Origin of the sequence: Halorubrum sp. Boch-26 (assembly GCF_029889805.1) — an archaeon.
In the GTDB taxonomy this organism is placed as follows: Archaea; Halobacteriota; Halobacteria; order Halobacteriales; family Haloferacaceae; genus Halorubrum.
In genome coordinates this window covers 23,081-39,063 of sequence record NZ_JARANT010000003.1, presented here as the reverse complement: position 1 = coordinate 39,063, position 15,983 = coordinate 23,081, and the positions used below count along the sequence as shown (strand labels likewise).

The 15,983-nt window shown below is 69.6% G+C and carries 19 protein-coding genes and 1 tRNA gene; 9 read left to right on the top strand and 11 right to left on the bottom strand.

What is annotated here, in order from left to right; all coding sequences use genetic code 11:
• Positions 1–4 precede the first annotated feature (4 nt).
• Positions 5–400: a hypothetical protein gene (locus OQF71_RS00930; protein WP_280585191.1), complete on the bottom strand. Its 396-nt coding sequence runs from the start codon at positions 398–400 to the stop codon at positions 5–7.
• 85 nt (positions 401–485) lie between these two features.
• Positions 486–1,184, bottom strand: a complete 699-nt coding sequence (gene udk, locus OQF71_RS00925; RefSeq protein ID WP_280585190.1) for a uridine kinase — start codon at positions 1,182–1,184, stop codon at positions 486–488.
• A 196-nt stretch (positions 1,185–1,380) separates the two neighbouring features.
• On the opposite strand from udk, the gene OQF71_RS00920 reads away from it, so the two are divergent.
• The 5 genes from OQF71_RS00920 (at position 1,381) to OQF71_RS00900 (ending at position 5,502) form a co-directional block, all read left to right on the top strand.
• Positions 1,381–2,004, top strand: a complete 624-nt coding sequence (locus tag OQF71_RS00920; RefSeq protein WP_280585189.1) for a CBS domain-containing protein — start codon at positions 1,381–1,383, stop codon at positions 2,002–2,004.
• 111 nt (positions 2,005–2,115) lie between these two features.
• A complete protein-coding gene (locus OQF71_RS00915; RefSeq protein WP_280585187.1) occupies positions 2,116–2,667 on the top strand; it encodes a GNAT family N-acetyltransferase in 552 nt (183 codons plus the stop codon).
• 68 nt (positions 2,668–2,735) lie between these two features.
• Positions 2,736–2,809: transfer RNA gene (locus tag OQF71_RS00910), tRNA-Thr, on the top strand.
• A gap of 146 nt (positions 2,810–2,955) precedes the next feature.
• A complete protein-coding gene (locus tag OQF71_RS00905; RefSeq protein WP_280585186.1) occupies positions 2,956–5,214 on the top strand; it encodes a PAS domain-containing protein in 2,259 nt (752 codons plus the stop codon).
• Positions 5,215–5,295: 81 nt separating this feature from the next.
• On the top strand, positions 5,296–5,502 hold the full coding sequence (locus OQF71_RS00900) for a hypothetical protein (RefSeq protein WP_280585184.1): 207 nt from the start codon (positions 5,296–5,298) through the stop codon (positions 5,500–5,502).
• Positions 5,503–5,542: 40 nt separating this feature from the next.
• Here the strand turns inward: OQF71_RS00900 and OQF71_RS00895 are convergent, their stop codons facing one another.
• Positions 5,543–5,962: a universal stress protein gene (locus tag OQF71_RS00895; RefSeq protein WP_280585182.1), complete on the bottom strand. Its 420-nt coding sequence runs from the start codon at positions 5,960–5,962 to the stop codon at positions 5,543–5,545.
• Positions 5,963–6,033: 71 nt separating this feature from the next.
• A complete protein-coding gene (locus tag OQF71_RS00890) occupies positions 6,034–6,552 on the bottom strand; it encodes a nicotinamide-nucleotide amidohydrolase family protein (protein ID WP_280585209.1) in 519 nt (172 codons plus the stop codon).
• Positions 6,553–6,611: 59 nt separating this feature from the next.
• Between OQF71_RS00890 and OQF71_RS00885 the strand changes: the two genes are divergently transcribed.
• From OQF71_RS00885 to OQF71_RS00875, 3 genes are all read left to right on the top strand, one after another.
• On the top strand, positions 6,612–7,235 hold the full coding sequence (locus OQF71_RS00885) for a class I SAM-dependent methyltransferase (protein ID WP_280585181.1): 624 nt from the start codon (positions 6,612–6,614) through the stop codon (positions 7,233–7,235).
• The gene (locus tag OQF71_RS00880) at positions 7,228–7,743 is read left to right on the top strand and encodes a hypothetical protein (RefSeq protein ID WP_280585180.1); all 516 of its coding nucleotides are present in this window, start codon (positions 7,228–7,230) and stop codon (positions 7,741–7,743) included. The genes OQF71_RS00885 and OQF71_RS00880 overlap by 8 nt, the downstream gene beginning before the upstream one ends.
• 77 nt (positions 7,744–7,820) lie before the next feature.
• The gene (locus tag OQF71_RS00875; RefSeq protein WP_280585179.1) at positions 7,821–8,093 is read left to right on the top strand and encodes a hypothetical protein; all 273 of its coding nucleotides are present in this window, start codon (positions 7,821–7,823) and stop codon (positions 8,091–8,093) included.
• 35 nt (positions 8,094–8,128) lie between these two features.
• Here OQF71_RS00875 and OQF71_RS00870 read toward each other — a convergent pair whose 3' ends face one another.
• The 4 genes from OQF71_RS00870 to OQF71_RS00855 all read right to left on the bottom strand — a co-directional run bounded on the left by OQF71_RS00870 (position 8,129) and on the right by OQF71_RS00855 (position 11,779).
• Positions 8,129–8,815: a thymidine kinase gene (locus OQF71_RS00870; protein WP_280585178.1), complete on the bottom strand. Its 687-nt coding sequence runs from the start codon at positions 8,813–8,815 to the stop codon at positions 8,129–8,131.
• 70 nt (positions 8,816–8,885) lie between these two features.
• A complete protein-coding gene (locus tag OQF71_RS00865) occupies positions 8,886–9,341 on the bottom strand; it encodes a hypothetical protein (RefSeq protein WP_280585177.1) in 456 nt (151 codons plus the stop codon).
• Positions 9,342–9,368: 27 nt separating this feature from the next.
• Positions 9,369–10,433 carry an amidohydrolase family protein gene (locus OQF71_RS00860; RefSeq protein ID WP_280585176.1) on the bottom strand — a complete coding sequence of 355 codons (1,065 nt, stop codon included), beginning with the start codon at positions 10,431–10,433 and terminating at the stop codon, positions 9,369–9,371.
• A gap of 83 nt (positions 10,434–10,516) precedes the next feature.
• Positions 10,517–11,779 carry an HD domain-containing protein gene (locus OQF71_RS00855; protein ID WP_280585174.1) on the bottom strand — a complete coding sequence of 421 codons (1,263 nt, stop codon included), beginning with the start codon at positions 11,777–11,779 and terminating at the stop codon, positions 10,517–10,519.
• 103 nt (positions 11,780–11,882) lie between these two features.
• Here OQF71_RS00855 and OQF71_RS00850 point away from each other — a divergent pair, with 103 nt between their 5' ends.
• The gene (locus tag OQF71_RS00850; RefSeq protein WP_280585173.1) at positions 11,883–12,287 is read left to right on the top strand and encodes a universal stress protein; all 405 of its coding nucleotides are present in this window, start codon (positions 11,883–11,885) and stop codon (positions 12,285–12,287) included.
• Positions 12,288–12,337: 50 nt separating this feature from the next.
• Here OQF71_RS00850 and OQF71_RS00845 read toward each other — a convergent pair whose 3' ends face one another.
• From OQF71_RS00845 to OQF71_RS00835, 3 genes are all read right to left on the bottom strand, one after another.
• Entirely contained in the window at positions 12,338–13,564 is a 1,227-nt protein-coding gene (locus OQF71_RS00845) for an HD domain-containing protein (RefSeq protein WP_280585172.1), read from the bottom strand.
• 79 nt (positions 13,565–13,643) lie between these two features.
• Entirely contained in the window at positions 13,644–14,216 is a 573-nt protein-coding gene (locus OQF71_RS00840) for a transcriptional regulator (protein WP_280585171.1), read from the bottom strand.
• Between the two features lie 197 nt (positions 14,217–14,413).
• The gene (locus tag OQF71_RS00835; RefSeq protein WP_280585170.1) at positions 14,414–15,979 is read right to left on the bottom strand and encodes an amidohydrolase; all 1,566 of its coding nucleotides are present in this window, start codon (positions 15,977–15,979) and stop codon (positions 14,414–14,416) included.
• Positions 15,980–15,983: the final 4 nt, after the last annotated feature.

The window sequence follows — 15,983 nt, the reverse complement described above, 5'->3', positions numbered from 1 at the left end:
GGAGCTACGCCGCTTCTCTTCCCCGGCGGAGCTCCCGGAGTCCCCACAGCACGTACAGCGCGCCGACGAACCGGAGGACGCGATCGACCCCGGCCTTCCATTCGACCGCCTTCGGGTCGTCGTAGACGAACCGCGCTGCGACCGCGCGGTACAGTCGCGGGAACGCGAGCAGAACGGAACCGAAAGCGCCGGCGACGTACACCGTCCACGCGTAGACGCGACCGCCAGCCAGGGCGATCGCGACGATGAACACGCCTTCGGCTCGAAGCGTCGGGAGGAGCCCCGATCGGGCTTCGACCTCGTCCGGATTCGCGACGGCGACGCGTTCGAAGGCGTCGACGATCCGGTCCGGAACTAAGGCCGTGAGTCCGCCGAGGACGCCGATGATCGCTCTGAGCATGGCTGGAGGTACGCGACCGAGGTAGTTAGTCGCACCTGCGATTCTCCGTTCGCGGGAGCGCCGCGTCAGTCGTCGCCGTCCCGTCTCAGTCGTCGCCGTCGATGTCGAGCGAGCGCTTCTCGCCGAGCTCCTCCTCTAAGCTCCCGCGCTCCCAGCTCCGGACGGCGTCGCCCTCGACCTCGGCGCGGAGCTTCTCTTCGAGGAGGTTCACGGCGACGCTGTTGGCGCCCTCCGGGATGATCACGTCGGCGTGCTTCTTCGAGGGCTCGATGAACTGCTCGTGCATCGGCTTCACCGTCGAGAGGTACTGGTCGATGACGCCCTCCAGGTCGCGGCCGCGCTCGATGACGTCCCGGCGGATCCGGCGCAGGATCCGGACGTCGGCGTCGGTCTCGACGAACAGCCGGAGGTCCATCATAGCGTTTATCTCCTCGTCGTACAGCGAGAGGATCCCTTCGAGCACGATGACGTCGGTGGGCTCGACCGCGACGCGCTCCGCCTTCCGGTTGTGGACCTCGAAGTCGTACTGCGGCATCTGGACGGACTGTCCCTCCAGCAGCGCTTCGAGGTGCTCGCGGAGGAGCTCCCACTCGAACGCCGAGGGGTGGTCGTAGTTGACGGACTGTCGCTCCTCGAAGTCGAGGTGCGAGAGGTCCTCGTAGTAGTTGTCCAGCGGGATGCGGGTGACGCTGTCGCCGAGGTCGCGGGTGACGAGCCGAGAGACGGTCGTCTTCCCCGCGCCGGTCCCTCCCGCGATCCCGATCACGAACGAGGGAATGGTCATGTGCCCGCTCGAGCGCCGGAGGGTTTGAACCCTCCTCTTCGTCCCGTCCCCCGCGTCGAGAGCCTTGACGCGCCGTCCGCGTCTCCCAGAAAAGCCGCGAGACCGCTCTGTTCCGGACCGATCGCGATTCTACGTTCGGAACCCGTATAACGATACCGGGGGCAGCTTTTAGCCGTTCGCGGCGAATTCACGTTCCATGCGAACAGACACCACGGTTCGTGACGTGATGCATCGCGAGTTCCTCGGCGCGAGCGAGTCGGACGGGCTGGCCGACGCGGCGGCGCTGATGGTTGAAGAAGAGACCGACTGTCTCGTCGTCGTCCGCGGCGGCGAGCCGGTCGGACGGCTCGGCTGCCGGAACGCGCTCGACGTGCTGCTGGACGCCGACGGGTGGAGCCCCGGCGACGCCGACGGCCCCACGGTCGGCTCGGTGATGGGACCGCCCCTCCCGACGGTGGCGCCGGACGACGCGCTCGCCGCCGTCGAGGAGCGGCTCGTGGCAGAGGGAGCCGATCGAGTCGTGGCGGTCGAGGGCGGCGAGGCGGTCGGCGTCGTCACCGCCGGCGACGCGCTCGCCGCGGGAGCGCCCCGGACCGGCGACGGCGCCCGCGAGGCGCCAGTCGGCGACGAGTCCCTCCGACGGCGCGGCGACGAGGGGATGCTCGGGTCGGACGGGGGCGTTGACCCCGCGAGCGAGGCCGCCACGACGGACGTTTCGGGGTCGGCGACGCAGGGCGTCTGCGAGAGCTGCGGCGCGCTCGTCCCCGACTTGGTGACCGCCAACGGACAGGCCGTCTGTCCGGAGTGCAGCGAGGTGTGAGCTCGCGAGGCGCAGACCTCTCACGTTCGGCGTTCACTGCGTTCGTCGCCTTCTCATCCCTCTCGCTCCCGCCGGTAGCCTCATGGCGCGCCGCAACGAATCCACGACCGAATGTCCGACGGCGAGCGATCGACGGTCGCGCCGGCGACGGTGGACGACGTCGATGATATCACCGACCTCTGGGTCGCGCTGGCGGAGAGCCAGCGGCGCCACGGCTCGACGCTGCTCGCCGAGTCGAATCGCGCCGCGGTACGCGAGTGGGTCGCGCGCTCGGTCGTCACGGGCGAGCTGCTCGTCGCCCGCGACGGAGACGCCGCGGCCGACGACGAGGGCGGCCCGATCGGATTCGTCGGCTTCTCGATCGACCGCGAAGGGTACGAGCGCGACCGGGTCCGCGGGACGGTGAGTAATCTGTACGTCGTCCCGGAGCGCCGCGGCGAGGGGATCGGCGCCGACCTGCTGGACGCGGCCGAGCGCGCCCTCGCGGCGACCGGCGCCGAGACCGTCGCGCTCGAAGCGCTCGCCGACAACGACCGGGCTCGCGCGTTCTACGCCGATCAGGGGTACGACCTCCACCGCGTCGAACTGACGAAGCCGCTGTCGGAGGCGGTGAGCGACGGCACCGACGAGAACGGAGACGAGACCGCGACCGGAACCGAGTGACTTCGAGCGAGCGTCAGGCTCGCCGAAAGCGACACGCACTCATACGAGGCCCGAGTACGCCAGCCTGCGCCAGGGGAGCATGGGCGGTTCATGCACTCGACTTGTAATCGAGACTTCCGGGGTTCAAATCCCTGCCCTGGCTTGATACGATTCGTTCGAGGCGTTCCGTGACGGTGAAACACAGTCCGGCAGAGCGTACCGGCGATAGCGCCTCGAATATGCCCCCGCAAAGGCGCTGAAACATCTACTTTGAGAAAGAACTTTACTAGCGGTTACAGACACGCCTGCATGGATCTTCTCTGCGTTGATAACGAACCGGATCTCTTAGACCCCACGGTCGAATTCCTCCAACGCAGATTCCCCGCGGCTACGATTCACACTGCGACAAGCGTCGGCGACGCGCGCGAACTCATCGAAACAGAACCGATTGCGTGTGTCGTGAGTGATTACGAAATGCCGGATCAGAACGGAGTTGCGTTCTTACGAACGGTTCGTGAAACCCATTCGGAGTTGCCGTTTGTTCTGTTTACCGGGAACGGCTCAGAAGCGATCGCCAGCGAAGCTATCTCTGCCGGCGTGACCGATTATCTACGGAAACGAGGTCCAGAACAGTACGACCGGCTTGCCACGCGCATCCGTCACGCCGTTGCTGAGTACCGAACGAAACACGATCCCCGAGAACGAGAGAGCGAATTCACTGCGACGCAACCGATCAGCGATCTGCGCATCGACGGCGACAACCAGCTGACGAGGCAACTCCGGCAGGTCGTGACGTCGCTTCCGCGCTCGCTGCGGTTCCCCGAGCACGCCGTTGCGTCGCTCTCCGTCGGCGGTACTGAGTTCACCTCTTCGGAGTACGACCCGCCAGTGCATCAACTCACCGTCCAAGACGTGACTACCGCCGGCGAGGAACTCACACTCACGATCGGCTACACGGCCGGCGCTGTGACCGAGACGGACGGCGACGTGTTTCTGTCCGCAGAACGAGAGCTGCTCACAACCGTCCTTCGGCTCGTCACGGCGTACCTCGATCAGCGACACGTCCTCGCGGACCTCGGAGAGGCGGACCGCCGTCTCAACCTCATCCTCGAAAATACGACTGCGGTGATGTATCTGAAAGACACCGGTGGCCGATACGTGTTTGCGAACGCTGAATACGAGCGTTTGTTCGACCTCGACACGGAGGACCTCGTCGGGCAGCACGATGCGGATATCCACCCGCCGGAAGTGGCGGAGACCGTCCGAGCCAACGACCGTCGCGTCCTCGAAACGGGCGAACCGATCGAGGTCGAAGAGCAAATCGTCGTGCGCGGCGACGAGCGAACGTATCTCTCCTTGAAAGTGCCTGCGCTGGATGCTGCCGGGGACATTGAGGGAGTGTTCGGCGTGTCCACGGAGATCACCGAACGCAAGGAACGGGAACGACAACTCGAAGCACTCAACCGAGAGATATCACGGTTATTATCCGCTGAGACGGCCGAGGAAGTCGCCGAACGCGGTGTCGTCGCCGCCCGTGAGATCTTGGACCTACAGGTGAACGCGATCCATCTGTACGACGAGGAGAACGACGAACTGGCCCCCGTCGCGTACACCGATGACGTCTTCGATATCATCGGTGACCCGCCGACGTTTCGTGACGGAGAGAGCATCGCGTGGCGGGTCTTCGAAGACGGCACTGCGACGGCGATCGACGACGTCCTGGCCGACGCAGACGTCTACAACCCGGACTCACCGATCCGCAGCGAATTGCATCTTCCGCTGGGCGAGTACGGCGTTCTGATAGCCGGCTCACCGACTCATTCGGACTTCGACACGCAAGACGTGACCATCGGCGAACTACTCGCGACGCACCTCACCACTGCGCTCTCAAAAGTCGACACGGAACAGGCGTTACGTGAGCGAGAAACAGAATTGGAGGCAAAAAACGAGCGGCTTGAGCAGTTCGCCAGCATGGTCTCGCACGATATACGCAATCCGTTGTCAGTTGCGTCCGGGAACCTCGAGTTATATCAGAAAACCGGTGACGAATCACGCCTCGAAAAAATAGAACGCTCTCACACGCGGATACAGGAGCTCGTCACGGACCTCACCGCGCTCGCACGTCACGGCACCCCTGAGGAACAACACGAACCGGTGTCGGTGTCCGAAGTGGCCCGCAACGCGTGGGAAGTGCTCGACACGCGATCAGCGACCCTCTCGACGGATCCGTGCACAGTGACCGGAGACGCGAGCCAACTCACGGCGCTCTTCGAGAACCTGTTCCGGAACGCAGTCGGACACGGCGGCGCCGACATCACCGTTCGCGTCGGTCCCCTCGAAGGCGGTTTCTACGTCGAAGACACCGGCGACGGCATTCCCCCTGACGAGCGCGACGCCGTGTTTGATCACGGCTACACGACGGGGTACAGCGGAAGCGGCATCGGACTCACGATCGTCTCACGTATCGCCAAAGCCCACGACTGGGACGTGACGCTGACGGACAGCGACGAAGGCGGCGCACGGTTCGAGTTCCGAGCGACACGATCGGTCGAAACGACAGGCTCCTAAGCGCGGTCCGTGCAGGCTCGTTGAGAATGAGTTCCGATTCGTTCGGGATCCGTTTATGTACGCCCCAGACGGATCCGCCGTATGGATCGGACCGACACCGCGCTGCTCGGCGTCGCCGGGGTCGTTGCCGCCCTCGTCCTCGCGGTCGTCTTCGCCGCGGGAGCGTTGTTCGGTCTCGACGAGTCGGTGGTCCGGCCGCTCCGGCTGCTCGCCGTTGAGCCGTTCGCGTGGATCGTCGTCGCGGCGCTGATCGTCGCGGTCGTCGGTCACGCGTACATCGACGGGTGACGGGGCGGAGCGGGAACCGGCCGAACCGACACCGCCCGAGTTAACGCACGACCGTCACGGGAACCGGCGCGTTCTGAAACACCGACTTCGCCACGTTGCCGACGAGGAGCCGGTCGGCGAGCGACCCGCTGTGGGTCCCGATCACGACCACGTCGAACTCCTCGGCGCGCTCGACGATTCGGCTCGCCGGCGACCCGACCTCGGCCTCCACGTTGACCGTGACACCGTGTTCGGAGGCGACCTCCCCCGCCTGTTCGAACACCTCCTCCGAGAGCTCTTGAACCCGCTCTTCGCTGTCGTCCGCGAGCGCGATTCCCGTCGCCGCTCCCATCATTCCGGAGGGCTCGCCGACGACGTGTAACACCGTGACGTCGGCGTCCCGATGCGCGTCGAGCGCGTAGCGTAGCGCCCGTTCGGAGAGCTCTGATCCGTCCATCGCGACCAGTACGCGTTCGACCATAGCGACCGTACACGGGCTGCGGGGATAAACGCTCGCGCATTCGCACGGCTCGGCCGTCGGCGACTCCTTCCTTATTCGTCGGCGTCGATCCCGCGAACCGCCCGAACGAGCGCGTCGAGGGCGGCGTCGACCGCGCCGCGTTTCACGGCGCCGCGGTCCCCGTCGAGGACGACGCGCTCGCTCCGGACGAACGAGGCCTCGGTCCCCCACGGCGCTGCGTGCGCGACGCCGACGTACACGAGGCCGACGGGCTTCTCCGCGGTGCCGCCGCCGGGCCCCGCGACTCCGGTGGTGGCGACCGCCCACGTCGTGTCCGCGCGGTCCCGCGCGCCGGCCGCCATCTCCTCGGCGACCGCCGCACTCACCGCTCCTTCGGCGTCGAGCGACTCGCGGGAGACGCCGAGCACCTCGCGCTTCGCGTCGTACGCGTAGGTGACGAACCCCCGATCGAAGTAGGCGCTCGCCCCGGGCACGTCCGTCACGCGCGACCCGACCAGGCCGCCGGTCAGCGACTCCGCGACCGCGAGCGACTCGTCCCTGTCTGTCAGCAGGTCGCCGACGACCGCCGCGGTCGACTCCGTCTCGTCCATGGTCACACTGCGACCCCCACGCCCGTGGGGTTTACGCTCGGGCGGACGCAAGCGCACCCATGACGGACTGGGACGAGCGGTTCGCGGCCGGCGACTACCCGCGGGAGCCGGAGCCGTCGCCCGTACTGCGCTCGTACGAGCCCTCGATCCCCGACGGGCGCGCGCTCGACGTCGCCGCGGGCACCGGCCGCAACGCGGTGTTCCTCGCCGAGGCCGGCTACGCGGTCGACGCGCTCGACGCCTCCCGGGAGGGACTGCGGATCATCGGCGAGCGCGCCGCTGAGCGCGAGATCGGAGACCGGATCGAACCGGTCCACGGCGACATCGCCACGTACGGGTTCCCCGCCGAGGCGTACGAGCTGATCACGATGAGCTTCTTCCACACCCTCGACCGCTTCGCCGACCTCGCCGAGGCGCTCGCTCCCGGCGGCTACCTGTTCGTCGAGGGCCACCTCCGGTCCGCGTCGCCGACGCCGTCCGGCCCGAGCGACGACCGGTACCGGTTCGCGGCCAACGAACTCCTGCGCGCGGCGCTCGGGCTGACGGTGCTGTACTACGACGAGACGACCGAGGAGCGTCCGGACGACCGGCGCCGCGCGACGGCCCGACTGCTCGCCCGGCGGTCGACCGGCGGGCGGCAGTCGTACCCCCCGCGGTCGCCGGAGGACCCCGGCGGTGAGTGACGACGGGTCCCGACCGACGAGTGGCGACGGGCCCGGACCCGCGCTCCGCGCGCTCGTGGACGCGGCCGTCGACGTCGATGAATCTGAGGCCGCGGTCACCGTCGTCGGGCGGGACGACGAGCCGGGGCCCGCGGCGCGGCTCGCCGCGCTCGTCGACGGCGACGACTCGGTCGTCGGCGTGGTCCCGCGGATCGACTCGTCGCTCGCCCGACGGGTCGCGGACGACCTCGACGGGGAGACGCGGCTGGTGTTCACCGGGAGCGCGGTCGACCGACTCGGCGGTCCCGCAGGAGCCGCAGTTCGGTCGGTCCTCACTGCCCACGGCGTCGAGGCGTATCGCCACGAGGGCGACTCGCCGGTCGGAGTGCTTCTCGCCGGCGACCGCGCCGTCGTCGGGCTGTTCGACGAGCGGGGGATCGCGGCGGTGTGCTGGTCGGACGCGCCGCCGGTCCGGGAGTGGGCGGCCGCGACCTGTCGGCGGTTCCTCGCGGCCGCCGAGCGGGCGTGACGGGCGTCGGAACGCCCACACCGACGCCGAGCGTCCGCGGCGCATCGCTTTTAAATACGCCCGGCGAACCTGTCGGTATGAGAGCAGCGCTGCTGTTGGTCGTCGGTCTCGTGGGGCTCATTCAGACGCTCGCACCGCGCCCGGTCGTGCGGGCGTGGACCCGCGTCGTGTACCGCGACGCGGGCGACGCGGAACCTCGCGAGTGGGCGTACGTCGCCGCGCGGGCCGAGGGAGCCGCCCTCACGCTCGTCTCGCTCGTCGGGCTGTTCCGCGTCGCGACGGCCGACACCGCCCCCGAAACCACCCTCGACGAGGACGCGACGGGAACCGACGATCGAATCGACGAGTAGTTCGGCGGACGGCGGCGCGCGTTCCCTTTTTATCCTCAGTCGTCGCTCGCGTCCATCGGCCCCTCGGCGGTGTCGGTCGACTCCTCGGACACCGTCGCCCCGTCCGCCAGATACGACCGGCCGCCGTCCGGGCGCTCGCCCGTTCGCAGGACGTGACAGTCGCGACACCGCGCCTCGTACGACTCCTCGGCGCCGACGAGGATCGTCGGGTCCTCCTCGTGCGCGGGCTCGCCCTCGATGAGCCGCTGGTTCCGCGAGGCGGGCTCGCCGCACTGCGAGCAGATCGCCTGGAGCTTGTCGACGTACTCGGCGGTCGCCATGAGCTGCGGGAGGGGCTCGAACGGCTCGCCGCGGAACGTCTGGTCGGTACCGGAGACGATCACGCGGGTCCCGGCGTCAGCGAGCGTGTTACAGACCGCGACGAGCGCGTCGGAGAAGAAGTTCGCCTCGTCGATCGCGACGACCTCGGGGAACGGCTCGTCGTCGAGGATGTCGAGGGGGCCGTCGCCCTCGTTGTCGACGACGGTCGCGTCCCACTGGCGACCCGTGTGGCTGCCGATCGTCGTCTCGCCGTAGCGGTCGTCGACCCCGGGCTTGTACACCGCGACGGACTGGCCGGCGATCTCGGACCGGCGGAGGCGGCGAAGCAGCTCCTCGGTCTTTCCCGAAAACATCGAGCCGGAGATGACCTCGATCCAGCCGGATCGAGTGATGGCGTGCATGAGCGATCGGGCAGGTGCCAGCGACTAAACCGTTTCTCTCCCGGTTCGCCGGAGTGGAGCGGACACCGGATCAGAGACCGGCCGCGACCGCGACGAGGGCCGCGGCGACGACGACGTACGCCGCGGCCGAGAGCGCCCAGTCGCGCCGGACCGTCGAGAGCCGCTGTCGGGGGAGCCCCTGCGCTCGCGGGAGCGGGACGAGCGCGAAGAAGCCCACCATCAGCGCGAGCATGACCGGCGATGCGACCGCGAGCGCGACGGTGCCGCCGACGCCGAGACCGAGTTGAACCGCGGAGACGAGGCCGACGAAGAGGAGCCCCGCGCCGCCGCCGGCGACGTAGTGGACCCACGTCGCCAGCCGCTCGGGGGCGTCGTCGACTTGGGTGTCCGTGAGGACGCCCGCGGCGACCCGCGGGGCGGTCGTCCCCTCAGGGAGCCGGGGCATCACGCGGTCCATCGCGAGCGTCGCGAGCAGTCCGACGACCGGCCCCAGCGCGAGACCGGCGAGCAGCGAGAACGTGGCCATCGGCGATCGCTACGCCCGCGACCGGCTTCAGTCTCCCGACGAGTCGGTCTCGTCGCCGCCGATCACGACCCGCGAGACGTCGGCGGCGCCCGCCCGCCGGACGATCGCCCGGGCGAGGTCGTGCGCGCCGGCGAGGTTGTCGGAGTCGCCGTCGAGCACGAGCAGGTCGGCGTCGGCGCCGGGCTCGACGACCCCGCGGTTCAGCCCGGCGATCTCGGCGCCGTTGACGGTCGCCATCCGGAGCACGTCGCGGGCGGGGAGGTCCGCCAGCTTCGCGGCGAACTCCATCTCGCGGAACATCGACGGCGAGTCGAGCATGACGTTGTCGGTGCCGAGCGCGACGGTCGTGCGCTCGGCGAGCTCGCGGATCGGCGGGACGCCGACGTTCGTCACGAGGTTCGAGCGCGGGCAGACGACGACCGGCGCGCTGCGGTCCGCGAGTCGGTCGAGGTGGATCGGTTCGGCGTGGACCATGTGAACGAGGAAGTCCGGGTCCAGGTCCATCGCGGGGTTGATGTCGTCGGCGTCGCGTTCGCCGGCGTGTATCCCGAACAGCTTCCCGGCGTCGCGGGTCTCCGCGCGCACGGCGTCGAAGTCGGCGTCGCGGGCGCCGGAGGCGCCGTAGCCGTCGGCGACCGAGAGCACGTCGGGGTCGTCCCGGCCGAACACGACCGAGTCGATCGCGCGTTCGCTGAAGTCGACGCCCTCGCCGGCGATCGCGTCACGCAGCGCGGCCACGCCGTCGACGCCGCCCTCGCGGAACTCCAGGAACGTACCGGTGCCGGTCGACTCCATGTACCGGAGCGTCCGCGCCATGGCCGCCACCTTCTCCTCGCGGCTCGCCGACCGGAGCAGTCGGTGTTTGAGTCCGTCCGGCGGGGCGACCAGTTCGTCGAGCGAGAGCCCTTCGCCCGCCTCCTTCGCGATGGAGTCGCCGATGTGGGTGTGGGCGTTGACGAACGCGGGGAGGATCACGTCGTCGCTCTCGACCGACGCCTCCTCGATCCGGACGATTTCCCCGTCGGCGACTACCACCCGCCCTTCCACGGGTTCGAACGCGTCGCCGGCGAGTATCGTCCCCTCCAGATGCATACCTCACGGTCGCCAGCCCGAGGTTAAAACGTCACGGGAACGGATCGGTGCGCCACGGGAACGGTGGGAGCCGCGCCGCTCCCTTACTCGAACTCGTCGAGCGTCGTCGGCATCGCGCCGCGCATCTCCGCGACGAGTCCCTCCGGGTCGAGCCCGAGCACGTCCGCGGCCGCCCGGCCGACGCGGTCGGTGGCCGGTTCGGGGGCGTACACGCCGAGGCGCCACTGGTTGCGCTGCGCGGTCCGGAGCGCGGAGACGAGCGGAGACTGCCGTTCGAGCCGGCGGACCTCGCCGCTGACCGTCACCCGGGCGGTCGACTCGCGCATCGACGGCTCCGGCGGCACGTCGAGGACAACGTGCTCGCGGGCGACGCCGGCCTCCTCGGCGATCTCGCGCTCCAGGGCGATCTCGGCCGCGTGGTCCGCCTCGTGGACACGCTCGGGGACGTCGTCGTGCTCGGCCCACACCGCCAGCTTGTAGAGGTCGCGCTCGTCGTAGCGGCGGGAGAGCTCGGCGGTCGCCGGGCAGTCGCGGATCGCGGCGAGGAAGTCGTGGTCGTCCATGCGCCTGAGCTCGGCGGCCGTCGTTCCGGTCGCGTCCAGCAGCTCGCTCGCGGCCCGTCGCACCATCGCCTTCGAGATGCGCGCGACGTGGTGAGTGTAGACGACGGGGTTCATCAGCGCCCGAGCGAGCAGGAGGCTCTCCGCGGTCTGGACGTTCCCCTCGTCGAGGACGAGTTCGGGGCCGTCGCGGCCCGGACCGTCACCGTCTCCGACGTCGTCTCGCTCGACGAACGTCAGCTCGCGGACGAACCGCTCGGTGTCGATGGTGCCGTACGGGACGCCCGTGTGGTAGGCGTCGCGCACGAGGTAATCCATGCGGTCGACGTCGAGTTCGCCCGAAACGAGCCCGGCGTAGGCGCCCTCCCCGGCGACGAGCCCGGCGATTCGGTCCGGGTCGAGGTCGCGGTCGCGGAGCACCTCGCCGACCGCACCGCTCGCGAGCAGTTCGCTCACGTCGTCGTGATACTTCCCGGTTCGACGATGGGTAAGCGACTCCAAGTTGTGGCTGAACGGGCCGTGCCCGACGTCGTGGAGCATCGCCGCCGCCTCGATCCGTTCGGCCCGCTTTCCGCCGATGCCGAGGTGGTCGAGCGCGCGGCTGGCGAGGTGGTAGACGCCGAGGCTGTGCTCGAAGCGGGTGTGGTTCGCGGAGGGGTAGACGAGCTGGACCGTGCCGAGCTGTTTCACGTGACGGAGCCGCTGCACCACGGGGGTGTCGATCAGCGCCGCGGCGACACCGTCGATCTCGATGTGGTCGTGGACGGTGTCTTTGACCGTGATCATGCGGGTCGGTTCGTCGGCGTCGGATAAAAGGAGTGGGAGGAACGGTGGCGGCGAGCGGGAAGCTTGGCCACCGTTTATATCGGTCGTCCACGAACGTGTGCGTATGTACGACGTACTGATGGGGGTCGACAACGTGGAAGACAAACGTGCGGTCGCGCAGGCGGAAGCGATCGCCGACCTGCCACACGCGGCAGAGGAGACGACTGCGCACCTGTGTCACGTGTTTCAGGAGAACCCGGAGGGTGCCTCGGTCCACCAGCTGTCGGCCGTGCGCCGCGCCCGGGAGGTGCTCGAATCGGCCGGCGTCAACTGCGTCCACCACGAGGCCAGCGGCGACCCGGCCACCGAACTGATCACGGCCGCAGCCGAAATCGACGCGAACGTGATCTGCGTTTCCGGTCGCAAGCGGCGCCCGACTGGGAAGGCCTTCTTCGGTAGCGTGAGCCAAGACGTCATTCTCGGGAGCGACCGGCCGGTGCTCGCGGTGCCAGTGCCGGGCAAAGAGTAGCGGGGACCGTCGCCCCGAGCCGTTTCCGACGCCGTTTCGAGTCGCACCGGTCAGGCCGTCGTCCCGACGGTCTTGATCCCGAGCACGTCGCGCGCGGCTTCGCCGACGGCGTCGACGTGCGTCGCCGGACAGTAGACGCCGAGCGTCCAGCGGCGGCGCTCGGCGCTGCGCAGCCCGGCGACGAGCTCGGAGGCGTCCTCTAAGCGCTGCGGGACGCCGTCGACGACGACGGTCGAGCCGGACTCCTTCAGCCCGGGCCGGGAGGGGACGTCGACGACGACCGCCTCGCGGTCCAGCCCGACGGCGTCGGCGATCTCGCGTTCGGCGGTGCGCTCCTCTGCGTGACCGGCGTCGACCGTTCCGGCCGGTACGTCCTCCGCCCCGACCCACACCGCCCGCTTGTAGAGGTCGCGGCGCTCGATGCGCCGGCCGAGCTCGGGGACGGCCTCGCGGAGCCCGACGAGGAGGTCGTGGTCGGCCATCCGTCGGAACGTCTCGACGTCGGCCTCGGTCCGGTCGAGGTAGCGCTCGCAGGCGCGCTCAAGCATCGCGCCGGCGACCCGCGAGACGTGGTGGCGGTAGACGACCGCGTTCATCAGCGACCGGGCGACGAGCAGGCTCTCCGCGGTGGGGACGTTCCCCTCGGCGAGCACGAGCTCAGCGCGCTCGGGATCGCCCCCGTCGGCGCCGCTTCCGGCCGCTCCGCCGTCGCCCGCGAGCCGGAGCTCGTTGACGAGCCGCCCGGTGTCGACCGTGCCGTACGGGACGCCCGTGTGGTGGGCGTCGCGCACGAGGTAGTCCATCCGGTCGACGTCGAGTTCGCCCGAGACGAGCGCGCCCAGCCCGCCCTCGCCCGCGATCAGCGACGCGACGCGCCCGGGGTCGAGCCCGTTGCGTTCGAGGACCTGACACACCTCGCGGTCGGCGTCGGTCAGCAGCCACTCGATGTCGTCGTGGTCGCGCCCGGTCGCACGTCGGATGACCCCTTCGGTCTGGTGCCCGTACGGGCCGTGGCCGGCGTCGTGGAGGAGCGCCGCCGCGCGGACGTGGGCGGCCGTGTCGGCGTCGAGGCCGAACCCTTCGACGGCGCTCCGTGCGAGGTGGTAGACGCCGAGGCTGTGCTCGAAGCGGGTGTGGTTCGCGGAGGGGTACACCAGCCTGACGGTGGACAGCTGTTTGATGTGGCGCAGCCGCTGGAATGCGGGCGTGTCGATCAGCTCGGCGGCGACGTCGCCGAGCCGGACGTGACCGTGGACGCTGTCCTTGATCGCCTTCATGGTGGGGTCGTCCTTCGGAGAACCGATCGTTTCGGTTCGGAGGCGATACGGGGCCGGGACCGCGGTCGTCTCACGCGCGTCACTCGTCGACGATCTCGACGCCGAGACGCTCCTCCACGGCGCGGACGACCGACCCGCCGACGCCGGCGGTCGCTGCGCGGCCGTCCTCGACCGCGAACAGGTCGTCCTCGTCGACATCGAGGTCGTCGGCGAGCTCTTCGACGGTGAGGCCGGCCGCCTGCCGGGCCGCACTCACGTCGTCGCCGTAGCCGGAGACGAGGTACGGGAGCCGGTCGGACTCGTAGTTCGTCCCGCCCTCCTCCCAGTGCTTGGAGTCGCCGGTCGCGGAGTCGTACATCTTCGCCTGCTTCCGGGCGAGCTCCTTCTTCCGGCTCTCCGGGCCGCTCGACTCGGCGCTGGCGCCGCCCGGGCTCTCGCCGGAACTCCCGCCGCGGCTCCCGCCGGAGCCCCCCGACTTGTCCGATCTCCCGGGAGCGTTGCCGGCGTCGTCGTGGGGACGACAGTCCGAGCAGACGAGGAGCTTCGCTCCGGCGACCGTGGCCCGCTGGAGCTCCGTGGTCTCTCGCCCGCAGAGCTCGCAGGCGTCGCCGTCGTCGCCGCCGCCGCCACCGCCCGTCGAGTACTTCGCCATACCGCGAGTGGTGGACCCGGACGGTTAAAAAGCCGTGGAGGGGCGGACCTGACCGTGAACCGTGGTACTCCCGCGTGCCGTCACAGCGATAAACCGCAGAACCCCGCGACTTCGGACGCGGGCGAAAGCCCCCGCTCGCTCCACCGACGCAAACGGGCCGCGAGAACGACTGTCGGACCCAGCTCGGACGGGCTCGACTACGACGGGTCTCCGTGCGCGATTTCACCGTCGACGATCGTGATATCGATGTCGATATCCGCTATCGACGCCGGCTCGGCGAACGGGTCAGCGTCGAGAACGACCGCGTCGGCGAGCTTGCCGGGTTCGAGCGTCCCCTTCTCGTCTTCGGTGAACTCCGCGTACGCCGCGTCTCGGGTGTACGCTGCGATCGCCTCGTCGACGGAGAGGCGCTGGGCGTCGTGCGGCGCGTTCACCGCGTGGTGGATGCCGCGAAGTGGGCCGATCGGCATCGTGTCGCTGCCGAACGCGAGCGGGACGCCAGCGTCGGTGACGCTCCGGAAGCGGTTGTTGGCGCCGCGGGCCTCGCTCCCGAGGACGGACTCGTAGATCCCGCCCTCGCCGGCCCACTGGAGGAAATTCGGTTGCATGCTCGCGACGATTCCGAGCTCGGCCATCCGGGCTATCGCCGCGTCGGTGGCCAGTTCGAGATGTTCGACCCGGAGTCGCGGGTCCGGCACGCGGTAGTCGTCGAGCACCGCCTCGTAGCAGTCGAGCACGGTGTCGATCGCCACGTCGCCGAGCGCGTGCGTGGCGATCTGCTGGTCGGCCCGCGCCGCAGTCCGGAACAGTTCCCGGAGCTCGGACTCGGTCGTCACCATCGTCCCGTCGTTGTCGGAGTCGTCGACGTACGTCCCGGAGATCTTCCCCGTCCGTGCGCCGAGCGAGCCGTCGGAGAACGTCTTGAGCCCGCCGATCCGGAGCCAGTCGTCGCCGAACCCGGAGGCGATCTCGAGGTCCGACAGCGACTCCGCCTTCCCGGAATGGACGTAGAACGTCACGCGAAGCCCCAAATCGCCGTCTCGCCACGCGCCGAAGAACGCCGCGTGAATCGGGCTCCCGAACTCCTGCGGCGCGGTGAGTCCAGACATGTTCTGGACCGACGTGACGCCGAGCTCGTGCGCCCGCTCGGTCGCCGCCGCGAGCGCGCGGCGGGCCTTTTCCCCGCGCGGGTACGTCGCCTGCTTCACGCGGCCGGCGGCGTCCTCCACGAGCACGCCCGTGGGGTCGCCGTCGTCGCCGCGCTTCACGTCGCGCTCCACCCCGTCGAGGTCGACTCGGTCGAGCGCGAGGCCGTTGACGGCCGCGGCGTGGCCGTCGACGCGCATCGCCGCGACGGGGTGGTCATCGCTCACCGCGTCGAGATCGGCTCGGGTGAGGTGTCCGTCCCCGTCAGGCCACGTCGTCTCGTCGAAGTTGTAGCCGAGCACCCACTCGCCGGGATCCGTGGTCGCCGCGTTCTCTCGGAGCATCGAGAGCGCGTCCGCGCGGTCGGCGGCGTCTGCGAGGTCGGTCTCCAGTCGATCGATCCCGACCGACAGCAGGTGGGTGTGCGCGTCGTTGAACCCCGGAAAGACGGTCCGGCCGTCCAGGTCGACGACCCGCGGGTCGATCGCGGCCGCCTCGACGGTCTCGGTGCCGCCGACGGCGGCGACGCGACCGTCGCGGAACAGGACCGCCTCGGCCACGGTCCGGTCGTCGTCGAACGCGTGCACGGCGCCGCCGCGCAGCAGGAGCTCGGTCACCGGC

Excerpts from the sequence above, each read along its gene's own strand:
- OQF71_RS00930 (WP_280585191.1), bottom strand. The coding sequence starts at position 400 with ATGCTCAGAGCGATCATCGGCGTCCTCGGCGGACTCACGGCCTTAGTT.
- udk (WP_280585190.1), bottom strand. The coding sequence starts at position 1,184 with ATGACCATTCCCTCGTTCGTGATCGGGATCGCGGGAGGGACCGGCGCG.
- OQF71_RS00920 (WP_280585189.1), top strand. The coding sequence starts at position 1,381 with ATGCGAACAGACACCACGGTTCGTGACGTGATGCATCGCGAGTTCCTC.
- OQF71_RS00915 (WP_280585187.1), top strand. The coding sequence starts at position 2,116 with ATGTCCGACGGCGAGCGATCGACGGTCGCGCCGGCGACGGTGGACGAC.
- OQF71_RS00905 (WP_280585186.1), top strand. The coding sequence starts at position 2,956 with ATGGATCTTCTCTGCGTTGATAACGAACCGGATCTCTTAGACCCCACG.
- OQF71_RS00900 (WP_280585184.1), top strand. The coding sequence starts at position 5,296 with ATGGATCGGACCGACACCGCGCTGCTCGGCGTCGCCGGGGTCGTTGCC.
- OQF71_RS00895 (WP_280585182.1), bottom strand. The coding sequence starts at position 5,962 with ATGGTCGAACGCGTACTGGTCGCGATGGACGGATCAGAGCTCTCCGAA.
- OQF71_RS00890 (WP_280585209.1), bottom strand. The coding sequence starts at position 6,552 with ATGGACGAGACGGAGTCGACCGCGGCGGTCGTCGGCGACCTGCTGACA.
- OQF71_RS00885 (WP_280585181.1), top strand. The coding sequence starts at position 6,612 with ATGACGGACTGGGACGAGCGGTTCGCGGCCGGCGACTACCCGCGGGAG.
- OQF71_RS00875 (WP_280585179.1), top strand. The coding sequence starts at position 7,821 with ATGAGAGCAGCGCTGCTGTTGGTCGTCGGTCTCGTGGGGCTCATTCAG.
- OQF71_RS00870 (WP_280585178.1), bottom strand. The coding sequence starts at position 8,815 with ATGCACGCCATCACTCGATCCGGCTGGATCGAGGTCATCTCCGGCTCG.
- OQF71_RS00865 (WP_280585177.1), bottom strand. The coding sequence starts at position 9,341 with ATGGCCACGTTCTCGCTGCTCGCCGGTCTCGCGCTGGGGCCGGTCGTC.
- OQF71_RS00860 (WP_280585176.1), bottom strand. The coding sequence starts at position 10,433 with ATGCATCTGGAGGGGACGATACTCGCCGGCGACGCGTTCGAACCCGTG.
- OQF71_RS00855 (WP_280585174.1), bottom strand. The coding sequence starts at position 11,779 with ATGATCACGGTCAAAGACACCGTCCACGACCACATCGAGATCGACGGT.
- OQF71_RS00850 (WP_280585173.1), top strand. The coding sequence starts at position 11,883 with ATGTACGACGTACTGATGGGGGTCGACAACGTGGAAGACAAACGTGCG.
- OQF71_RS00845 (WP_280585172.1), bottom strand. The coding sequence starts at position 13,564 with ATGAAGGCGATCAAGGACAGCGTCCACGGTCACGTCCGGCTCGGCGAC.
- OQF71_RS00840 (WP_280585171.1), bottom strand. The coding sequence starts at position 14,216 with ATGGCGAAGTACTCGACGGGCGGTGGCGGCGGCGGCGACGACGGCGAC.